Source organism: Acinetobacter sp. MD2, from assembly GCF_035615575.1.
Lineage (GTDB): Bacteria > Pseudomonadota > Gammaproteobacteria > Pseudomonadales > Moraxellaceae > Acinetobacter.
In genome coordinates, this window is the sequence record NZ_VTDK01000002.1 from 251,695 (window position 1) to 273,593 (window position 21,899).

The window sequence follows — 21,899 nt, forward strand, 5'->3', positions numbered from 1 at the left end:
AAACCATGACCAATTTAAATATTGCGAACTTAGATGTAGCAGATTCATCGGTTCAGCATTATGCACCTACGCAGGATGCGATTACACCTAACCAAGGTTCAGACATTTTAATTCAACAATTACACAAATATTATGGCAATGTTAGTGTTTTAGAAGGCTTAAATTTAAAAATTGCGGCGGGCGAGTTTGTGGCAATTGTGGGGCGTAGTGGCTGTGGTAAAAGTACTTTATTGCGTTTAATTGCAGGTTTAGAAAGCTCAACTGAAGGTCAAATTCAGTTTCAGGTGAACAATACAACACCGATTCAAACCTCAGATATTCGGGTGATGTTTCAAGACCCTCGTTTATTGCCATGGAAAAATATTTTAGCCAATGTGCAATTGGGCTTAGCGCCGCAGCAATATCTTCACGCGAGCCAACTGCTTGAAAAAGTGGGTTTAAAACAAAAGGCAGCATTATGGCCAAGTCAACTTTCGGGTGGGCAGCGCCAACGAACTGCGTTGGCTCGTGCGTTGTCGCATCAACCCCGCATTTTATTGCTAGATGAACCATTGGGTGCATTAGATGCGCTAACCCGTTTAGAGATGCAAAACTTAATTGAGCAATTATGGCAAGAGCAAGGATTTACCGCACTATTGGTGACGCATGATGTGAGCGAAGCTGTACAATTGGCAGATCGTATTATTCTGTTAGATCAAGGACATATTGCAGCGCAGTTCCACGTGAATCTACCTCGGCCACGTCAAAAAGGGAATGATTTTGCCGTGCTGGAACAACAGGTTCTAGCCGCCGTTTTAGCGACTTAAATCGATGCAAAAGCTGAATGTCAGCCAAAGCGTACAACAGATAACGAAAATAGCGACTATGCGAATATTTTATAGGGTTCTATTCTAACTTTATCAGGAACAGGAAGTTCCAGAACAGCAAACAACAATAATATGTTCTTGCATCAGGAATGTGAGGTACGACAGGAGTCCGACCTAGTTAACCAAATCTAAATCAGCCCGACAGGATGTCGGGCTGATTTTTATGGTAAGCGTGATCAATTAGAAACGATAATTCATCCCCAATTGTAAAGTGCGCGGTTCACCTGGATATGAAAATAGCATGTAGCTGCTTTCGTCATAGCGCTTATTAAATACATTTTTTAAGTCGACATTAAAACGCAGCTGTTCATTGACTTTATAGCTTGCTAACAAGTCAGTCACGCTATAGCTCTTCATTTTAAAGCTGTAGTCGCCGTTACGACCAACACGTTCACCAATATATTTTTGATTGATTCCAAGTGCTAAACCATCAAGTGAACCACCTTGGAACGCATACATATTTAACAAGCTAAAGCTGTTTTTCGGGATGTTGTCTAAAGCCGAACCGACGTTACTTGCTGTGCCATCTTTGGTGATTTTGGCATCGGTATAGGCATAGCCCCCAATGATTTTCCATGCAGGGCTGATTTGACCTGCGACATTCAGTTCAAAGCCCTTACTGGTTGCCTCACCAATGGTTTGATATGAATAACCTTGATTACTACTGTCTGCGACTTGTGACAGTACATTTTTCTTTTTGGTGTAATAAACGGCACTTTGTAACGACAATTGATTGTCTAATAATTGCCATTTTGAACCGAGTTCATAAACTAAACCTTTTTCAGGATTATTGGCTTGTCCGTTACTATTTTCACCATGAATTGGATAAAAAGAGGTGCTGATATTGCCATAGACTGACCATTCAGGCGAAAGGGCATAGCTCAGACCTGCACGAGGTAGTACCGCTTGGCTGGTTTTTTTCCATGCCGTTGGTTCATCTGTTGTGTCATCTTGTTGATAACGCTCAAAACGTAAACTCATTAAGGCTTTGAGTTTAGTGGTTAAGTCAATTTGATCTTGAATAAACGCTGCATAACTGGTTAAGTTTTCGCGTTCATTATAGAACGGATGAACCAATGCTGGCAGTGTGGTGTAATTTGGATTCAATGGATTGATCGATAGATTAGTATTTTTATAATTGCGGTCAATCACGGCCGTATAGTTATAATCTTCATATTCCACACCCATGAGTAAGGTATGGTTTAAGCCCCAAAGGTTTAAATGACCTGTGATATTGGCTTGGACATTGGTGTCATTCCAAGATAACTTGCGCCAACTATATCCAACAGGAATATTACCGAAGCTATCTACATCGGTATTGCGTGGTTCTAAAGCAAAACCATGAATATCACCATTGATGTATTGAACCCCTGCATTGAGTGTCCAAATATCATTGAGTTGTTGTTCAATTCGAAGTTGATATAAGTCATTGGCACTATACAAACGGTTTACATCTTTACCCGTGCCCCACAAATAAGTTTTGGCAGAAAATTGTGGATAGTTTTGACTTGGGTAATTCGTAAAACCTTTGTCGTAAGGTTGTTGATTGCGTAAAAAGTCTGCTTCAAAAGTAATTTTCGTTTGATCGTTTGGTTGCCATTGCAACACAGGTGCGATGTCATAGCGTTTGACATGGACGTCATCACGGAAAGTTGTGCCACCTTCACCCGCTAAATTCAGACGATAGGTTAGGGTTTTTTCTTGGTCAATCGCACCTGTTGTGTCTAGTGTTCCTCGATACGTTCCATATTGATTGCCTTGTAAACCAATGCTGGTTTCACGTTCTTTTTTCGGTTGTTTACTCACAATATTAAACGTACCACTTGGGTCACTACGGCCATACATAGCAGAAGATGGGCCACGAATTACATCAACACGTTCAATACTATTGCTGTCTGGGGCAGCAGGGTAGCCGCGGTTAATTGGGAAGCCATTACGAAAAAACTCACCACTTGAAAAACCACGAGACGTGTATTTTGTTAAGCCTTGTGCACCAAAGTTATTGGAGCGTCCAACTCCCCCTGCAACATCTAATGCCTCAATTAAACGCGACGCGCCTAAATCCTCAAGTACACCTTGGCTTACCACAGAAACCGATTGTGGCGTTTCTTGTAACGAGGTTTTGGTTTTGGTCGCGGAACTTGAGCTGCTTTGAAAATAAGCAGTATTGTCATTTTTTTCAGCGGTAACTTGGATGTTTGGCAGCGTGTGTATGTCTTCTGCTGCTGCGTATTGTGCGAGAAGGATCGTACACATACTAAGGGTGAGTCGATTGAGCGTTAACACAATAGTCCTTTATAGAATGAGAGCAATTATCATTTTTATTATATTTTTGTTATTGCTGAATGGAAATGGGGGAAATAATAAAATATCAATTTTATTAATATGTTTTTTATATAAGTGATTGGTCTGATGTTGATGTTAGCTAAAATTTAAAACGGATAACGCTGCATGCACTGACCATTTGTTTATGGTTCGCTGTTATGACACTCAGCATTCAGTTGTTTATTAAAAAGCAACAGAATCTAAAATTAAAACGTATCGTTTCTTTAATGTCAGGTTTTTGTTTAATGTATTTTTCAGTCTTACTGTTATGCCAAACGAATATGTAAGTTGATGGTTTAATCATATGCGAGGGTTAGTTTTAAGCTTATCGATTGGCAGACCCATTTGATTGTTCTATAGTTTCAAGACGAGATAAAAATTTGACCAAAATATGGTGTGGTATGTGCAAAGAAAAAACCAAACAGAAAATAAAAAGCCAAGAAGATCAACTCTCACTCGAGCTTATCGAAGCGCAGTACGACTTAAAAGATAGTCGTGGTACAGATCGTGCTAAAAGTGTCTTAATTATTGTGAGTGGGATTGAGCTTGCAGGTAAAGGCGAGGCGGTGAAGCAATTACGTGAATGGGTCGATCCACGGCATTTACATGTCAAAGCGACCACGGCTGAATTGCTCAGCACCCAACAAACCTTTTGGGAAACCTATGCCAATTCCATTCCAAGTGAAGGTGAGTTAATTATTTTATTTGGTAATTGGTATAACGATTTACTTAAAACGGCGATGCATGTCTCTAAGCCCTTAGATGAGACTTTATTCGATGCTTATATTCAGCAGATGCGTCAATTTGAACAGGATTTAAAACAAAATAATGTCGATGTCGTTAAAATTTGGTTTGATTTGTCGTGGAAATCATTGCAGAAACGCCTAGACAATATGAATGCGTCGGAACAGCAATGGCATAAATTACATGGTTTAGATTGGCGTAACAAAAAAGAATACGACACCATTCAAAAATTACGCCAACGCTTTAGTGAGGATTGGATTTATATTGATGGTGAAGATCCTATTGCACGGAATCAGCAATTTGCTGCACATGTTTTATCGGCAATGAAAGACCTACCTCAGCATAACGGTTTGGTTGAACACCAATGGCAACAAAGCCCGATTCCTGAGCAACTGACCCAAATTGAAAATCAACCGCTAGATAAAGCTGAATATAAGCAACAACTGAAGAAACTCTCGCTAAAAGTTGCTCGTGCTATGTTACAGCATCAACGTCGTGTGATTATTGTGTTTGAAGGCATGGATGCCGCTGGTAAAGGCGGCGCAATTAAACGCATTGTTAAACGGCTTGACCCACGTGAATATGAAATTACTAGCATTGCAGCACCTGAACCATTTGAGCTGCGTCATCCTTATTTATGGCGTTTCTGGCGTAAACTTGAAGAAAATAATAGTCTGATTCATATTTTTGACCGTTCATGGTATGGACGTATTTTAGTTGAGCGGGTAGAGGGTTTTGCCAAGCCCTTTGAATGGCAACGCGCTTATGATGAGATCAATCGTTTTGAAAAAGATTTGGTTGACACACAAACGGTAGTGGTAAAAATTTGGCTTGCGATTAGTAAAGATGAGCAAGAAAAACGCTTTAAAGCCCGTGAAGAAACGCCACGTAAGCAATATAAAATTACCGATGAAGACTGGCGTAATCGTGCCAAATGGGACGATTACTTAAATGCAGCTGCTGATATGTTTGAACGAAGCATTACACCTTACGCACCATGGCATATTATTGCAACTGACAATAAGCGTCAGGCACGTTTAGATATTTTTCAGGCAATTTTAAAACAACTCAAGGCAGATTAACTGCCTTGAGTTGTGATATCGGGTATAAAATCATGCAAAAAGGTTTAATCGGTTATTTTAAGTTGATTAAACGCTAGCGACATCCAGCACTTGGGCTTTTTGTTTGAGTTGAATGCTTTTGGCTAATTGATAGCAATCATCAATATGTGCGGCTGCAATCTTTTTAAATACAATGTAGCCCAAGCTTGCGGCAATGAGTTGTCCACCAAGTGGAATAAATTTGGTCACTTGTTTGGTGAGCATTTTACTGATAAAACCATTAATCGATTTTTTTACCCCTGTACGTGCAACCATTAAGCCTGAAAATTGAACGCCACGTTTGCGTAATTCTTGCCAATGAATTTGTTTGGTTTGTGGGTCAAATACGCTGACATGGGCTTGATCTAGGCCAAAGTGGTCATTAATTTCAGGAATAAGGCGCGTTAAAAGACCGACATCAAACATTACATCAAAAAAAGGGATGGGTATAATGGCAGCGCCCGCAGAAAAATAAGCTCTTTTTTGGATTAATGCGAGACAGTCACGACGCGCTTGTTCTATATTTAAGTTTGGGTCAATTGAATCAGGTACTTGCTCTATTTTCATTTATTTACACCTAGGTCTCAATGATTTGTATTTAAACCTAAAATTGGCTTACTGTGTAGTATTTCATGTGTAAAAATGTCAGTGCAGTAGTCGATGAGTTGCTGTAACCAAAACACAATAAAGGAAGTTTATGGGAATCCATATTTGTCAGAGTCAGCAACTCGAAGTTTTGGCACAGGCATTATTACAACAAAGTAAAGCGCATTTAGATGCACCATTTCAAGTTTTAGCGCCGCAGCATTTCATTGTGCCCAGTGCGGCGGTAGCACAGTGGTTGCAGCAATATATTGCCAAAGTGCAAGGGATTAGTGCGAATGCAGAATTTCATCCGCGCATTCAAAGTTTTCAGTGGTTTGCGTATCAGCAAGTTTTGCCCAATAAAGACCGCGTTCGCCAAGCCAATATTCCACGGTTGGTGATGAAATGGCGAATCTATGCCGCACTTGCGCCGTATATTCAACCTGCGCAAAATGAGCTTGCTTCGGAACATCCTTTATTTGCAATTGTGCAGCGAATTTATGCCAGTGCTGAAACTGTAGCATTGGCAGATCGTGTGCAAAAAAAACAAAGCATGTTGTATTGGATCGCCGAACAAGTTTCGCGTTTGTTTAGCCAATATATGTTGTACCGCGGGCATTGTGGGCATCCTTTGGCTGAGCCGTGTAGTTGTTCACATAATTGGTTAAAACAATGGGGCAAACAACAGCCGCTTGATATTGAACAGCTAGTCCCTATACATGGTAGCCCTGTTTCAGAAGAAAAATTATTGCAGTTGCAACAGCTTGAGGCTTGGCAGCGTTGGTTGTGGTTAGAGGTTTTTAATACCGATTTTATTGAAATGCAGCAGGTGGATCAGGATTTTTGGGAAATTTTAGATGACCCGATGCAACGTGAAGCTGCGTTGGCGCAGTTGCCGCAACAAATTTCAATTTTTACCATTTTAGAACTTGCACCAAGTCAGCTTTATTTTTTACGCCGTTTGGCCCAGTATTTAGATATTTACGTATTTCACTTTAATCCATCGCAAGAATATTGGGCGGACAGTGTCGACCCTAACTGGAAAAAACAATACGATGTAAAAGTGAAACAGCGTTTTATCGACAGTCAAAAACGATTTGGTAAGACCGTAACCGATGCCGAAATTGCACATTTTTTTACCCAGTTTAATTTAAATTTTAATGCCGAATCGCGTGAATCACGCCATCCTATTCTGACTCGTTTTGGCAAGCAAGCGCGTGACCACTTTTCGTTGTTGGCCAATTTATCTTCGGGTGAAGAAGGTGAATGGTTTGACTTATTTGATGAACATTATCCCGATACGTTGCTTGGGAAATTACAGTCGGATATTTTGTATTTGATGGAGCCTGAGCTGCATCACTATCCACTTCATACTGATGATGACTCAATCTGTATTCATGTTTGCCACTCTGCGCTGCGTCAGCTTGAAGTACTCAAAGAACAATTGCTGCATTGGCTAGCGCAAGGCACCCCTGAACAGCCACGCCGTTTAGATGATATTTTAATTCTTACACCGAACTTAAAAGCACTCGAGCCACATATACGTACGGTTTTTGCGCCGCCGCCTAAAGTTGCCAATCAACAACAAGTGTATTTGCCAATTAAAATTGGCGGTGTGCCACAGCTGGATATTTTGCAAGCATGGCAAGCCTTACTTGGGCGAATTTCATTGGCACAAGGCCGTTTTAGTTTTGAAGATTTTGCTGACTGGCTCAGTTTGTCTGCGACTCAAACACGTTATGGTTTAGATATTGATGCGATTGAGCGAATGCTCACTTTGTTGGCTGCAGCAGGATTTAAGCGTGGTTTAGATGCCGAACATTTAGCAAAAAGTTTAAGCGCCGATGACCAAGATTATCGGTTTAGTTTTAAGTTTGCGCTTGACCGCTTGGCTTTAGGGATTGCTATTCCTGAGCATACATTATGTGAGCAAATTTTAAGTTTTGCCGACGTATTCCCTGAAGACTTCAGTTTGATTGGCTGCTTAATTCAAATTTATCAAGATATTCAGCAGCGTAGTACGTGGTTATTGGTAACTGAAGCCCAAAAAAGTATTGAAAAATGGCTAATTGTGCTACAGCAAGAAGTGGCTGAGTTTCAGCAAGCAGGCGTTGTTGCGCTTGATGTTGTTGCAGAGCTATTGCAAAAATATATTCGTATGCTGACCTTGGCTGTATTTGGTCAACGTCAACAAGACAGCCATTCCGCTTTGGCACAGTTGCAACTACCATTGGCTTATGTATTACAAGAAATTCAGCAACAGCTTGAAAACACCTTGGATCAAGCCGAGCCAAGCGGGCAAATTACCTTTAGCCAAATTGGGCAGATTCGCCCAATTCCGTATCAGTTGGTGGTGATGCTCAACCTAGACAGTGGTGCATTTCCAAGCCGACAAAACCAAACGGCGTTTGATTTAATTTCGCAACTGCGTCCACAATTGGGCGACCGCTCGCGTTTAGAGGACGACCAAGGTGCATTTTTAGATGCACTGTTGTTGGCAAAACAAAGTTTATGGTTGTTTTATAATGGTTTTGATATCAATGATGGCATGCCGCGACAACCTTCAAGTGTATTACAAGAGTTAATTGATCATTTGGCTTTTATTGTTACATCCGAACAACCCGACCAAGTGCTGTCAGAACTGATTGAGGTGGATGGGGTAGAGTTACCGAAACAACTTCAGCATTTATTTGCAGTTCATCCCTTACAACCCTTTGACCCCAAAGGGTTTCAGCAACCCCATATTGCACGGTTTCACGACCAGTGGTTTACGGTGGCAGAACGCATTCAGCATGTGAATGGACAGCGTCAGGGTTGGTGCCAAGCACAACTTGAATTTGATACAACCGAAGTCATCCAACTGAACAGTCGGCAGTGGATCAATCAAATGGTTTTTCCTGCGCAGCTCTATTTAAAAACCTTGGGCGCAGAGAATTTGCAACCGAATGCCGAGAACATCGACAATGAACCTTTGGTGGCAGATGGTTTAGGTCGTTATGCAATTCGAGAATTTTTACAAAAACAACCACAGCATCCACCTGAAACGGCATTGTTGGCAGATCGACTACCTGTGGGAAAAGTTAGCCATGCGGTGTGGCAGGTCAGTTTGAATGAACATCAATTATTGCTTAATCAATTACACCGTTATGCGACTGAACCAACACCAACCACGCAGCAAGTAGTGTCATTGAGTCCTCATTTAAGCATGCGAATAGATGTGCCTGAGCAGCAAGAGACAAATGATTGGGTCAGTTTAAATCCTTCTAGTGCACGGGCAGAACGCCGTGCCAAAGTATGGTTAGAATATTTATTGTGGTTGGCCTATTTGAATGTAGCTGCGACTGAAAATCATCGCCATATTGTAGTATTTAGCGATTGCACAATTATTTATTCGGGTGTCAATTCGGCACAAGCCTTGGAATATTTACAAGCATGGTTGCAAGCATGGCAAGCAGGTAAACAAGCACCGTTAATTTTACCTGCTGCATTGCTGTTAAAGCCGTTAGAAGATGGCAAAGCGCTCATTTGGACGCACGATGAATTCGGGCAAGTACGGCTCGACAATACCGATTTATTGTTGAAACAATGGCAAGGCGAAAATAATTTTAACCGCAGTTTTTCGGTGCAACAAGACCGTTCAACCAAGCAACATCCCGATTGGAAATTTTTGTTGCAAGAACAGAATGCCACGCAAGCTTTACGCCAAAGCTGTGAACAATTTGCTTATGCACTGTATGCGCCGATTTATCAATATCAGCAGATGGAAAAAAACCTATGAATCTCGCGGCACTGTCGTATCAGCCCATCGAAGATATTTATTTTTCAGGCTTACATTGGATCGAAGCATCGGCAGGTTCAGGTAAAACCTATACGCTTTCAAGTTTAATGGTGCGAATTTTATTAGAAAAATACTTGCCAAGACAGGTGGTTGCAACCACCTTTACCCGTGCTGCCGCAGCAGAATTAAAAGCACGAATTCGGCAGCGCTTACTTCAAACCTATCGTTTTTTTGATGCGAGGCGTGAAGGGACCCAAGTACAAAATGAACAATTGGCTGTGCAATTAAAAAATCAAGACCCGCTCCACGCCATTTTATTAACCAAATTTGCAGGGCAGGTCGATTATGCTTGTGCGCGGTTAAAATTGGTGATTGATCAGCTTGATGAATTGTTTGTGGGCACGCTTGACAGTTTTAGTCAGAAGTTGCTGCGTGAATTTGCCTTTGAAAGCGGACGTATTGAACGTAGCGATATGACCGATAATGCAAAGCAATACACCCAACAATTGATTCACGATATTTTACGCGAATGGATTCAAGCGCAGCCGCAAAGCACCATTGATTGGTTATATGCCAGTGGCGACTTAAAACCTGCCGATGCGTATTTGGATGTGGTGGAATCGAGTCTAAATTTTTCCAGTGCGCAACTGCAAACGACAGCTGTGCAAGCCATCGACTTCACCGAATTTTCTAAGCAGCGATTGTGCTTAAAAGATTTAGATTTTCGTCATTTGGAAGCCTTCTATTTAAGTGAAGGTGAATATTTTGCAGGCGTAAGTGGCACGTATTTTAAAAAAGATGCTTTTAGCACTTTATTTGCTGAGGTAATTCCTGCCGCGATTCAATTGATTCAAATGGGTGATGGGCAGGCATTTTTTCAGGCAAACTTTGCCGAACAGCGTAAACGGATCTTTAAATTTTTAGAATTATTTCAAACTGAAAAAATCTTTTCCAAAAAATGCTCTGCTGATGCAGCTGCCCAGTTTTATCAAGATACAGCGCTGCAAACCTTATGTTCGGTGTTAGAAATACTACTGAATGTGCAACAAAATTTAGAGGATACCGCGACTTCCCTTAAATTGTATTTGTGTCAGCAAGTAAAATTACGCTTACCTGAAAAATTGCAGCACGCAGGCGAAACGACGTTTTCACAGCAAATTCGTACCCTAAGCGAAGCTTTACGCGGCTCACATGGGCAGTTATTTTCGGCGGCGGTGCATCAGGCTTATCCATTAATTTTAGTGGATGAATTCCAAGACACCAACCAAGACCAAGACAATATGCTTGCCAGTATTTGGCGGCATCCACAGCGTTATGCCCGTGGTTGTATGATTATGGTGGGTGACCGTAAACAAGCCATTTACGGTTTTCGTGGTGGTGATATGCTCACTTTTGTGCAGGCTCATCAGGACGTTATACAAAAATCAGGTCGTTTCTATCAATTACAATATAATCATCGTTCGGTTGCGCCATTGGTTGAAGTGGTGGATGCACTGTTTCAACAGCAGCCCGACTTTGGCGAGCAAGTGATTTATCACCCTGTATTTGCAGGTCAGCGTCCGCATCCTGCTTTGGTTGATCATGGACAAAAAAATCCGTTGCCGCTACGTTGGTTATTGCTTGAAGATAAAGCCGAGCACCCTAAGCAAGTGGTATGGCAAATTACCAATTTGCTCAATCAAGCACGTGAAAATCAGTTGTATTTTGATGCGGACTCGCCACAACCATTAGGTGAGGATGACATTGCCGTGTTGTCTAAAAATCATGATGGTTTAGACAAAGTGCAGTTTGCTTTAGAAAAAATGGCAATACGGGTCAATCGACCTGCAAAACGTAGTGTCTTTGACCACAGCATTGCCAAAGATGTGGGTGCAGTGTTAACCGCAATTTTACATCCTTATGATGAAAATAAATTACGCCGCGCTTTACTCAGTCGTTTATTTAATTTTACTTTAAGTGAACTATTGGCTGTGCAGGCTGAAGCACAGGGTTTTGCTGATTATATTGACGCTTTTAATCATATTCGTGAATTATGGTTTGAACAGCAGTTTTTAACGGCGTGGCAATATTGCTTACAGCGTTTCGATATTTGGCAGCGCATGGTGGCGATTCCAAGCCCAGACAATGAACGGGTGGTGGTGAACTTACGTCATTTAACCGAATTGCTGAGTGAACATAGCCGTCATCACTCGGGGCCGCAGCATTTATATCAATGGTATTTAAAACAATTGGGTGCACCCAAAGAGCGAGAATGGGAGCTTGAACGACCACTTTCGAATGCTGAAGGGGTCAAACTGATGACCATTCATCAGTCTAAAGGGCTTGAGTTTAAAGTGGTTTTTTTGCTTAATGCCGATGGTACGTTTAAAGACCAAAATGATTTAAATTTTTCGACCATTGAGCAACTCAATCCAATCACATCACAGCTAGAACAGCGCCGTGTGATTACTATTCCCGATGCACATTTATCGGCAGATGCCAAGCAACAACATAGCAGCCGTGCCGAAGCCGAACAACATCGGTTATGGTATGTGGCTTTAACCCGTGCCAGTCATCGGGTGTATGCACTGCTTTCAGACCCCAAGGCCAAATCAAAGACAGGCTTAGGTTTTTGGAAAAATCATGCTGCTTTTAGCCATGAAAATAGTGGTGATGCTATGCTGATGTTTGATGCACCTCATTTAATTCAAGCCACGACACTGCTACAACAAGCACAATCTTTAGATGCGAATGCATTGCCAATGCAGCGTTTTTACCCTGCTACACGCACCAGTTTTACGGCATTGGCACAGCATTTAAGTCGCGCGCAAATACAAGACCGTCTTGCCGCTGCACCTGAGCTAAATTTGGCCGCCGCAGATGAAACTCAAGTGGCAGCACCAATAACAGCATCCCTCCAAGGGCAAAAATTGGCATGGATTCGTCAAAATTTTGTGCAAGGCACACAAGCAGGCACATTTTTACATACCATTTTTGAACATTTAGACTTTCAAGACCATTCACTTTGGACGCAAAGCCTAGAACGCCGCTTTAAAAATACCGACCAAGCCTTATGGCAGCAATTACAGCAACGCTATGCCCAAGCACATCAATTGCCCGAAAATTTAACTGCTGAGGATAAAGCTGAACTATTAGCATTAATTCAACAATGGTTGCTTGAGATTATTCAAACCCCAATGCATGGCGATTTTTGCTTAGCACATTTAGAAACGAAAGCTTCATTGGCTGAATTTCCATTTTATATGGCATTGTCGGATAGGGTGTTTGCCACCCAACGTATTCAGGCACTTTTTACCGAATATGGCTATGATATGCCAAATTTAAACCCTGCTGAATCGGCACGATTTTTAAAAGGCGAGATCGATTTGGTTTATCAGCATCAGCAAAAATTTTATATTGCCGACTATAAAAGTAATTACTTGGGAGCAAACCTTGAGGATTATTCTGTGGCTGCCATTCAGCAGAATATGTCGATGAGTAGCTATTGGTTGCAAGCGGCGATTTATTTGGTGGCTTTGCATCGTTACTTAAAAGTGCGTTTAAACCATTATGTGATGGAGCAGCATTTAGGTGGCGCAAGTTACTTATATTTAAGAGGGATGCAAGCCGATACGGCAGCGGGTGTGTTGTATTGGCAGCCTGATTTTGAATTGATTTTACGTTTAGATGCAATTTTAGGATATTCACCCCAAACAAGAGTGTGAAATTGTTCATAAAATACTAAATTGTATATTTTTCAATCGCTTGGTTTGTGGGTAAGTTTGAGTATAACTTTGTTGATAACTGTGTGAATAACTATGGGGATAACGCTGTGGGTAAGCCTGAAAATCAGCTATTAAATGAACAACCTCTTTGGGTTGATGCGTGGATTAATCACTTGATGCAGATGATTCCTTTTGAAAATCAACAACAAATACAAATTCGCCACTTGATTGAACGACTGTTTTTAGCACAATCACAAGGTAACAGTTGTATTGTAGCCTCATCTGAAGAGGTCGAGATTCTAGATAAGTTATTTACAGATGTACAGCAAAATTTAGTAAAGCCCTTTGTGTATGATGGAAAATTGCTCTATTTGTACCGTTATTTTCAATTAGAGCAACGCCTTGTTGCACAAATTGAGCGTTTACAACAATTACCACCTGAACTTACAGATACAGCAGCATATCAACATTTATTGGCAGATCCTTATCAGCGTCAGGCATTAATTAATGTATCGCAGTATGCTTTGAATATGATTACAGGTGGGCCGGGCACAGGTAAAACCTATACGTTGGCTCGAATTGTTGCGGTGTTAAAAAAATTATGTCCAAAGCTGCGAATTGCAATGGCAGCACCAACAGGCAAGGCTGCACAGCGTATGCAAGAGGCTTTGCAGGCATCCTTTAAAGATCCAAACTTAGCCGCAGAAAATGTATTACATGATGATTTATTTGCTTTACAACCTGTGACATTACATCGCTTGCTTGGTATTGGGCGATATGGAAAGCCGCAGCATTATCTACAGCAGCCGCTACCGTATGATTTAATTGTGGTTGATGAAGCGTCAATGTTGGACTTAAATTTAGCAACGCAATTGCTTGAAGCTATTCCGAGCCATGCACGTTTAATTTTATTGGGCGATCCACAGCAATTGGCTTCGGTTGATGTCGGTTCTGTGTTGGCCGATTTACAGCAAGTGCCAAGTTTACAGCCTAATCGTAGCCATTTAGTCAATAGTCGCCGTTTTAACGACCAAGCTTATATTGGAAGAATGGCGGCTTTTATTCAAAGTGTGACTAAAAATGATTGGACAGCCAAGCAGGTTTTACAGGCATTTGAGCAGCAAGTCGTACCCGCGGGACAGCTGCAAGCAATTGACTTAGCCCAAATAGAAATTGACCATGTGCAATTACAATATCTTGATCCTGATGCTACCGAGCAACAGTCGAATACAGCGCTGCATTTACTTTGGCAAGGCTTTAAAGCCTATGCTGATGCACTGTTAATTTATGCTAAAACGCAAGATCAGGCTTTAATTCCTTATATTATTTCGACCTTTGACGATTATCGAATTTTAACTGCCATTCATTATGGTGCACTGGGTTTAACGCGGTTAAATCAATTTATGCAGCAACAGTTATTACAACATTTAGCGACGATAACGGTGCAGCAGGGCAATTGGTATGTTGGGCGTCCGGTGATGATGACAGAAAATGATTATCAACTGGGGCTATCGAATGGTGATATTGGAATTTGTTTTTATCACCGTGAAAATTCACAGTTATTTGAAGTGTATTTTCCAAGTTTAAACAAATGGGTTGTGGCAACCCGTTTGCCACAACAGATTCAAACAGCATTTGCTTTAACCATTCATAAATCACAAGGTTCAGAATTTTCACATGTTGCCGTCGTGCTTGATCAACATGCGACTAAACTATTAAGCCAAGAGCTTATTTACACTGCAATTACACGTGCGAAAAAGGTTGTTTCTTTATTGGTTGATCAAAATGCCCTGCAACAAGCATTGATTACACGGACTTCAAGGCAAAGTGGTCTGCAACATAAATTAAAATAATTGAGTAAAAACAAATGCAATTATCTATGCTTTGGTAAAATGTAAGCAAAAGCTTACACGAAATCGAGACATTGTCGGGTGGTGTAAGTGCGAGCCTTCTGCCACAATGGCTTCGTTACAAAAAACATGGTTAGGATAACCAAGTGATAATCGAACGATAACAAAAATAGTCGTTAAGACACGAACCTACACTGGATGTAGGAAACAAGAGGATGTTTACAGCCGCTAAACCTTGTAGTTTTGGGAGAGACTACAAGGTTTTTTTATTTATATCACTTTGATTTGACTGTTATTTGTGGGTAATGACTGACATTTAATGTAGAAAAATGATGCTGTGAAATGCATATTGTTATGACAAGATTAATCATGTATAAAGTACAAAAAACACACAGAGAAATAAAAATAAGAAGTGGTTATAGCCACTCATAAGAAGTAAAAATAAGAAACTACAGCAACAAAAGCTCAGCCCTAAAAAGCTGAGCTTTTGTTATCCAACCTTATTTAGACAAATCTGCATAATTTTCTTTTAAATGCCTTAGATTCAAAATTATTCAGTCAAATTTCCACAGTTTTTTTGCAATCAAATACAAATTCACTTAAAATAGCTGCTGCTGTAGTGATGCACGGCAGTCAACAATTCTGTAAAGCATTGTTGGTCTCATATCAAATTTTAACTTTAAGCATCTCGGAGAAATCGAATGGCTTTAACTAACCAAGACCGCGCTGAAATCGTTGCTAAATTTGCTCGCGCAGAAAACGACACTGGTTCACCAGAAGTACAAGTTGCTTTATTGACTGCTCAAATCAATGATTTGCAAGGTCACTTTAAAGAACACAAACACGACCACCATAGCCGTCGCGGTTTAATCCGTATGGTTAACCAACGTCGTAAATTACTTGACTACTTAAATGGTAAAGACCACGGTCGTTACACAGCGTTAATCGGTGCTTTAGGTTTACGTCGTTAATTCGATTGAAGCTTTCTTTTTCGGTTTATCGAATGTTTTTAACTTTCGTTGCTGAAAATAAAGCAATGCTTAGTGCCAACTAAGCAAATGGGAAGGGGCGAATATTCGCTCCTTCTTTGTGTCTAATCTCTAGTGAGGTCGGCTTCTAAGCTTTGTCATTTATAAAGCGATATGCGCTTTGAATGTCAAACCTTAGGGGTCTCCACTAGTAGAATAAAATCTTAGGAATATAAACACTATGTCAATGTTTAATGTTGTTCGTAAAGAATTTCAATATGGTCAATACCAAGTTGTTTTAGAAACAGGCCGTGTTGCGCGTCAAGCAAATTCTGTATTGGTGACTATGGGTGGCGTAACTGTATTGGTTGCAGTGGTTGCTCAACCAACAGCCAAAGCGGGTCAAGACTTTTTCCCATTAACGGTTAATTATCAAGAAAAACAATATGCAGGCGGTCGTATCCCTGGTGGTTATGGCAAACGTGAAGGTCGTGCGTCTGAAGCTGAAACTTTAGTTTCTCGCCTAATTGACCGTCCAATTCGTCCGTTATTCCCTGAAGGTTACTACAACGAAATTCAAGTGACAGCAACCGTTGTGTCTTCTGACAAAACCATGGATGCTGATATTGCAGCCATGATTGGTACATCAGCTGCGCTTTCAATTGCTGGTACACCATTCCGTGGCCCAATTGGTGGTGCGCGCGTTGGTTTAATCAACGGCGAATATATCTTAAACCCGAACCATGAACAATTGGCACAGTCAGATCTTGACCTTGTGGTTGCAGGTACTGAATCTGCGGTACTTATGGTTGAATCTGAAGCGAAAGAACTTTCAGAAGACCAAATGTTAGGCGCAGTCTTGTTCGGTCATGACGAACAACAAATTGCCATTCAAGCGATTAAAGAATTTGCAGCAGCAGTTGGCGCGAAAGAGTCAACATGGACTGCACCTGCACATAACGAAGAATTACGTGCTAACTTAAAAGCAGCATTTGAAGCAAAAATTTCAGAAGCGTATACCATTGCGGTAAAACAAGATCGTTATGCAGCTTTAGACGCATTGTATGCAGAAGCAAAAGCACAGTTTGTTCCTGCTGAAGATGTAGATGGTATTGCAGACGAAGTTGACTACTTATTTGAAGATTTAAAATACCGCACTGTACGTGACAACATTTTATCTGGTAAACCACGTATTGATGGTCGTGACACCAAAACTGTTCGTGGCCTAGATGTGCAAGTAGGTGTACTTGAGCGTACTCACGGTTCTGCATTGTTTACCCGTGGTGAAACGCAAGCACTTGTGACCACAACTTTGGGTAACACCCGTGATGCGTTGATGGTCGATACCCTTGCTGGTACTAAAACTGACAACTTCATGTTGCACTACAACTTCCCTGCGTATTCTGTCGGTGAAACTGGTCGTGAATCTGGTCCAAAACGTCGTGAAATTGGTCATGGTCGTTTGGCACGTCGTGGTGTACAAGCCGTTCTTCCTGCGGCAGATCGCTTCCCGTACGTGATTCGTATTGTATCTGACATTACCGAATCAAACGGTTCATCTTCAATGGCGTCTGTATGTGGTGCTTCACTTTCACTTATGGATGCAGGCGTACCATTAAAAGCACCAGTTGCAGGTATTGCAATGGGCTTGGTGAAAGAAGACGAACGCTTTGCAGTATTGTCTGACATTTTAGGTGATGAAGATCACTTAGGTGATATGGACTTTAAAGTAGCGGGTTCTGCCAACGGTATTACTGCACTTCAAATGGACATCAAAATTGAAGGTATCACCGAAGAAATTATGGAAGTTGCATTGAATCAAGCGTATACAGGTCGTATGCACATCTTGAATGAAATGAACAAAGTGATTTCTCGTGCACGTCCTGAAATCAACATGTTCGCGCCAACATTCCAAGTGATTAACATCAACCCAGACAAAATCCGTGATGTCATTGGTAAAGGTGGTGCGACCATCCGTTCAATTACTGAAGAAACTGGTGCTGCAATTGATATTGAAGACAACGGTACAGTGCGCGTATTTGGTGAATCTAAAGCGTCTGCAAGTGCTGCGGTTGCAAAAATCCAAGCCTTAACTGCTGAAATTGAACCAGGTACAATTTACGCAGGTAAAGTCATTCGTATCGTTGAATTCGGTGCGTTTGTAAACATTATGCCGGGCACAGATGGTTTACTTCACATCTCACAAATTTCAAACGAACGCATTGCGAACGTGACTGACGTATTAACCGAAGGTCAAGAAATTAAAGTACAAGTTGCCGACGTCGACAACCGTGGTCGTATTAAATTGAGCATGAAAGATGTTGAACAAGCATAAGTTTTAAAACTTACGAAAAGTCCGCTTTATGCGGACTTTTTTTATGGCATCATCAAAGAGTATTGTTAAATGTTGATGGATGTATGCAAGTTTATTATTTTTATCGCCATCCCGATGAAGATTATACCTTTATTCGTAAAGCACCCGCTGAACATTATATTCTAGATTATATTTGGGTGGATTGTTTACGCCAAGATGTGGTTGGACAAGAACAGCAATGGCAAGAGCAGATTCAAGAACTAACGCATTTACACTTTAATGAATTTCATCTGCAAGACATTTTAAATTTGGATCATCCTTGTGGTTTTGACACCATGGATGATTACGATTTTCTGATTTTTCGAAAACTGATCACGCCTGACGATCATGTCGCAGTCGGTACAGAAACCCATCATAGTGAATTTGGTTTACTCACTACACCTGTGAATTTTATTTTGTCACCACGTGCAATTGTGACTGTACGCGAACAGGGGAATCAGGCGATTGAAAATTATATCGAACGATTACATGGCTTTATGCAGCGCCCTGAACCTGAGCAAAATAAAACCAGAAAGTTACCAGCAACACCGCTGAATTTAGCCATGCGTTTGTTAAATAGTATGATTGATGATTATTTGCAATTACGTGCGCCATTAACCCGCCGAGTTGAATATTGGCAGCAAGAATTATTGCAGGGTCATCGTTATTTCCGCCAATGGCGGCAGTTATTACAAGAAAATATGGCATTTCAGCAGGTGGAAAACTTATGTGAAGAGCAGATTGAAACCTTGCAAGAATTACGCGATGAAATTGTGGAAAATTATCATCATTTGGTGGGGAATCAACCCACAGAAAGTCTCGATTTAATGCTAGTACGTTTAAATGATTTGGTCAGTCATATTGAACGGATTCAAAAACATACCGCACGCCTACGCAGTTCAATTCAAGCGGCAATCGATTTACATTTTTCAGCAATTTCCAATCAAACCAATGAAAATATGCGAATTTTAGCCATTATTACCGCCGTATTTGCGCCATTAACACTACTGACGGGAATTTATGGTATGAACTTCGAGTTTATTCCGGGGCTAAAATCGCCACAGGGTTTTTGGTTGATGTTGGTGGTGATGCTATTCAGTACGGCACTGTTAATTTTCTATTTTTATCGTCGGCATATGGTGGGGCGCGGCGAAAATAGTGTGATAGATATGTTGGCGCAGCAGCATCATCAAAAAGGGGTAAATTTATTTTGGTTTTTAGATATTGAACCGATTAAACAAACGCTGAAACAAGTTGAAAAGATGACAAAATTAAAATAATCTGAAAAGGAAGGGTAAAATTGAGCAGAATGAATCATCAGCGATTTTTTATCTTTCCTTTGCTTTTACGGATCGATGAAATAAAGCAGATGTAAGCCAAGACTTAAGATGTTTGTTCATCAAAATGTCACTTTGAATCGATAAAATACAACAAACAGAAGCGAAAATGAGAGGTGTGAATGACTGTAAAAATTATTGCGGTAGATATGGATGGTACTTTTTTAAATAACGATAAAAAATATAATAAGACTCGCTTTTTACAACAGTATCAGCAACTCAAACAACGTGGTATTCACTTTGTAGTCGCAAGTGGTAATCAGCGTGCAACTTTACAACATTATTTCCCCGAAATTAAAGATGACATTGCATTTATTGCTGAAAATGGTGCTTATGTCGTTGATGCTAATCAAGAAGTGGCATTTGCACATTTTACGCTGCCTCTGGTACAGCAAATGCAAAAAACATTATCTGAGATGTATGCTGGTGCTGTCATTTTATGTGGTAAGAAAGGTGCGTATATTGATGCAAGTGTGCTAGATAAAAACTTAGAAAAATTAAATAAATATTTTAAACAACTTCAGCAAGTGAATGACTTCACTTGTGTGGATGATCAAATTTGTAAAATTACCTTAGATGCTCGTGATTATCCATTTGAGCAGATGTATCAATCTTTAACGGAATTGTCTTTTATAGCCAACGGTGCTGTGAAAATGGTGTCGAGCGGATTTGGGTTTATTGATTTAATCGTGCCAAATCAACATAAAGCCAATGGTTTAAAGCAATTACAACAGCGTTGGAATGTTCCAACAGCACAAATTCTAGCAATTGGTGATAATTTTAATGACCTTGAAATGGTACAATACGCAGGTTTTGGTTTTGCAATTGCCAATGCAGTGGATGAATTAAAACAAGTGGCTAATTTTGTCACGGTTAAAACCAATGAAGAAGAAGCCGTATTGGATGTGATTGACCAAGTGCTACAAGCAGAATTTCCCTTTGATGCAGCACATCAAAAAAGTGCCTAAAGACACCTAAAAGTTGGTCTTTTGGGTGTCATTCAAAGGATATTATGTGCGGATTTGACGGCGTAAATTTTGAACCTCATCAATTAAATCCAGCATCATCGCAACTGCCGAAAATGAGGCATCAAAGTCGCGTTGCAAGCGATAGGCACGGCGTGCACGAAGTAAATCTTCCGCTAAAAAGAAGTGTGTTTCAGACGACCTCATCGGCAAGATATCAAATTCGAGCAATTGTAAAACCCATGTTGTGGGCTGCCCGCATGCACTGGAAAAATGCGCTAAATCAAAACTTGAATCTTCATCTAAAAGTTCAGTTTTATAATCAGCATTACAAATTACTTCACAATAATGAATTTGGGTCATGGCTAATCTCCTGCGTTTTGACGAGGATTAAAATGTGGAAATTGTTCAGAGAATTGTTGGTAGGCCTGTGTTTGTTGCTCGTTGTTGGCTGTTGGGCAGACGATATTTAAAATCAGATATAAATGTCCTGCAATTTGACTTGGAATGCCTTTATCTTTGAGGCGTAGTTGTTGGCCGTATTTGGCATTTTTAGGTAAATTGACCTGTAATTGCCCCGATGGTGTATTCACATTAATGGTTTTGCCAAGTGCAGCTTCCCAAGGACTGATGGGCGTTGTGAGATAAATGTCTGCTCCTTCAACCCGAATCTGTTCATTTTCTTGATAATGAACTTCTAGGTATAAATCACCGTTTGCACCGCCATTGACACCCAATTGCCCTTGCCCAGAAAGACGAATTTGTTGCCCTTGTTTCATGCCTTTGGGAATTTTAACTTCTAGGGTTTTACGTTGGACTTCGGGTTGTCCATAAGCATTGTAGCTTGGAATTTGTAAGGTAATTTGCTGAGTCGCACCCTGATAGGCAATCTCAACTGGAATCTCTATCTGTGCGTGTTGGTCTTCGCCTTTAAATTGCTGATGTTGCGCTTTTGCACCACCAAAACCTGTGCCAAAACGGCCAAATAAATCTTCAAAGCCATGAAATTGATTGTTTTGATGGGCATTTTGCCGATAAAACTGGTTTTCGTCAAAACCGCCCGCTTGATGATAATTATTGCCAGAAAATCCCTGCGGATGGTCGAGCATGTGGTCGTATTCTGCTTTTTTCTCTGTATGGCTTAAGGTGTCGTAGGCCACATTGATGGCTTGCATTTTCGCTTCGGCATCGCTTTCTTTACTGATGTCTGGATGATATTTTCGCGCCAGTTTACGATAGGCTTTTTTTATTTCATCTGCTGTGGCGCTACGGTTGATTCCTAATTCTTCATAATAATTTTTGCTCATGATTTAATCATCAGGTA

At 40.7% G+C, this 21,899-nt stretch carries 13 protein-coding genes; 9 read left to right on the forward strand and 4 right to left on the reverse strand.

Annotated elements, in window-relative coordinates; genetic code table 11:
* Window positions 1–5 precede the first annotated feature (5 nt).
* A complete protein-coding gene (locus tag FXN70_RS04450) occupies window positions 6–806 on the forward strand; it encodes an ATP-binding cassette domain-containing protein (protein ID WP_324646277.1) in 801 nt (266 codons plus the stop codon).
* A gap of 240 nt (window positions 807–1,046) precedes the next feature.
* Here the strand turns inward: FXN70_RS04450 and FXN70_RS04455 are convergent, their stop codons facing one another.
* On the reverse strand, window positions 1,047–3,155 hold the full coding sequence (locus FXN70_RS04455; RefSeq protein ID WP_420714370.1) for a TonB-dependent siderophore receptor: 2,109 nt from the start codon (window positions 3,153–3,155) through the stop codon (window positions 1,047–1,049).
* 437 nt (window positions 3,156–3,592) lie between these two features.
* On the opposite strand from FXN70_RS04455, the gene FXN70_RS04460 reads away from it, so the two are divergent.
* Window positions 3,593–5,017, forward strand: a complete 1,425-nt coding sequence (locus tag FXN70_RS04460; RefSeq protein ID WP_324646279.1) for a phosphate--AMP phosphotransferase — start codon at window positions 3,593–3,595, stop codon at window positions 5,015–5,017.
* 66 nt (window positions 5,018–5,083) lie between these two features.
* On the opposite strand, the gene FXN70_RS04465 is transcribed toward FXN70_RS04460, so the two are convergent.
* Entirely contained in the window at window positions 5,084–5,602 is a 519-nt protein-coding gene (locus FXN70_RS04465) for a hypothetical protein (protein ID WP_324646280.1), read from the reverse strand.
* A 130-nt stretch (window positions 5,603–5,732) separates the two neighbouring features.
* On the opposite strand from FXN70_RS04465, the gene FXN70_RS04470 reads away from it, so the two are divergent.
* The 7 genes from FXN70_RS04470 to FXN70_RS04500 all read left to right on the forward strand — a co-directional run bounded on the left by FXN70_RS04470 (window position 5,733) and on the right by FXN70_RS04500 (window position 20,578).
* Window positions 5,733–9,398: an exodeoxyribonuclease V subunit gamma gene (locus FXN70_RS04470; RefSeq protein WP_324646281.1), complete on the forward strand. Its 3,666-nt coding sequence runs from the start codon at window positions 5,733–5,735 to the stop codon at window positions 9,396–9,398.
* Window positions 9,395–13,102, forward strand: coding sequence for a UvrD-helicase domain-containing protein (locus FXN70_RS04475; RefSeq protein ID WP_324646282.1), 3,708 nt, complete (start codon window positions 9,395–9,397; stop codon window positions 13,100–13,102). Before FXN70_RS04470 ends, FXN70_RS04475 begins: the two co-directional genes overlap by 4 nt.
* 176 nt (window positions 13,103–13,278) lie before the next feature.
* A complete protein-coding gene (recD, locus tag FXN70_RS04480) occupies window positions 13,279–14,955 on the forward strand; it encodes an exodeoxyribonuclease V subunit alpha (protein WP_420714371.1) in 1,677 nt (558 codons plus the stop codon).
* Window positions 14,956–15,653: 698 nt separating this feature from the next.
* A complete protein-coding gene (rpsO, locus tag FXN70_RS04485; protein ID WP_004749819.1) occupies window positions 15,654–15,923 on the forward strand; it encodes a 30S ribosomal protein S15 in 270 nt (89 codons plus the stop codon).
* Between the two features lie 244 nt (window positions 15,924–16,167).
* Window positions 16,168–18,255 carry a polyribonucleotide nucleotidyltransferase gene (pnp, locus tag FXN70_RS04490; RefSeq protein WP_324646376.1) on the forward strand — a complete coding sequence of 696 codons (2,088 nt, stop codon included), beginning with the start codon at window positions 16,168–16,170 and terminating at the stop codon, window positions 18,253–18,255.
* An 83-nt stretch (window positions 18,256–18,338) separates the two neighbouring features.
* A complete protein-coding gene (locus tag FXN70_RS04495; protein ID WP_324646284.1) occupies window positions 18,339–19,553 on the forward strand; it encodes a magnesium transporter CorA family protein in 1,215 nt (404 codons plus the stop codon).
* Between the two features lie 179 nt (window positions 19,554–19,732).
* Window positions 19,733–20,578 carry a Cof-type HAD-IIB family hydrolase gene (locus FXN70_RS04500; protein WP_324646285.1) on the forward strand — a complete coding sequence of 282 codons (846 nt, stop codon included), beginning with the start codon at window positions 19,733–19,735 and terminating at the stop codon, window positions 20,576–20,578.
* Between the two features lie 42 nt (window positions 20,579–20,620).
* Here FXN70_RS04500 and FXN70_RS04505 read toward each other — a convergent pair whose 3' ends face one another.
* Window positions 20,621–20,938 (reverse strand): chaperone modulator CbpM, encoded by a 318-nt coding sequence (locus tag FXN70_RS04505; RefSeq protein WP_324646286.1) that lies wholly within the window; start codon window positions 20,936–20,938, stop codon window positions 20,621–20,623.
* 2 nt (window positions 20,939–20,940) lie between these two features.
* Complete coding sequence (locus tag FXN70_RS04510) at window positions 20,941–21,882, reverse strand: DnaJ C-terminal domain-containing protein (protein ID WP_324646287.1); 942 nt, start codon at window positions 21,880–21,882, stop codon at window positions 20,941–20,943.
* Window positions 21,883–21,899: the final 17 nt, after the last annotated feature.

Excerpts from the sequence above, each read along its gene's own strand:
- FXN70_RS04495 (WP_324646284.1), top strand. The coding sequence starts at position 18,339 with ATGCAAGTTTATTATTTTTATCGCCATCCCGATGAAGATTATACCTTT.
- FXN70_RS04450 (WP_324646277.1), top strand. The coding sequence starts at position 6 with ATGACCAATTTAAATATTGCGAACTTAGATGTAGCAGATTCATCGGTT.
- FXN70_RS04500 (WP_324646285.1), top strand. The coding sequence starts at position 19,733 with ATGACTGTAAAAATTATTGCGGTAGATATGGATGGTACTTTTTTAAAT.
- FXN70_RS04475 (WP_324646282.1), top strand. The coding sequence starts at position 9,395 with ATGAATCTCGCGGCACTGTCGTATCAGCCCATCGAAGATATTTATTTT.
- FXN70_RS04465 (WP_324646280.1), bottom strand. The coding sequence starts at position 5,602 with ATGAAAATAGAGCAAGTACCTGATTCAATTGACCCAAACTTAAATATA.
- FXN70_RS04510 (WP_324646287.1), bottom strand. The coding sequence starts at position 21,882 with ATGAGCAAAAATTATTATGAAGAATTAGGAATCAACCGTAGCGCCACA.
- FXN70_RS04505 (WP_324646286.1), bottom strand. The coding sequence starts at position 20,938 with ATGACCCAAATTCATTATTGTGAAGTAATTTGTAATGCTGATTATAAA.
- FXN70_RS04470 (WP_324646281.1), top strand. The coding sequence starts at position 5,733 with ATGGGAATCCATATTTGTCAGAGTCAGCAACTCGAAGTTTTGGCACAG.
- rpsO (WP_004749819.1), top strand. The coding sequence starts at position 15,654 with ATGGCTTTAACTAACCAAGACCGCGCTGAAATCGTTGCTAAATTTGCT.
- FXN70_RS04460 (WP_324646279.1), top strand. The coding sequence starts at position 3,593 with ATGTGCAAAGAAAAAACCAAACAGAAAATAAAAAGCCAAGAAGATCAA.
- recD (WP_420714371.1), top strand. The coding sequence starts at position 13,279 with ATGCAGATGATTCCTTTTGAAAATCAACAACAAATACAAATTCGCCAC.
- pnp (WP_324646376.1), top strand. The coding sequence starts at position 16,168 with ATGTTTAATGTTGTTCGTAAAGAATTTCAATATGGTCAATACCAAGTT.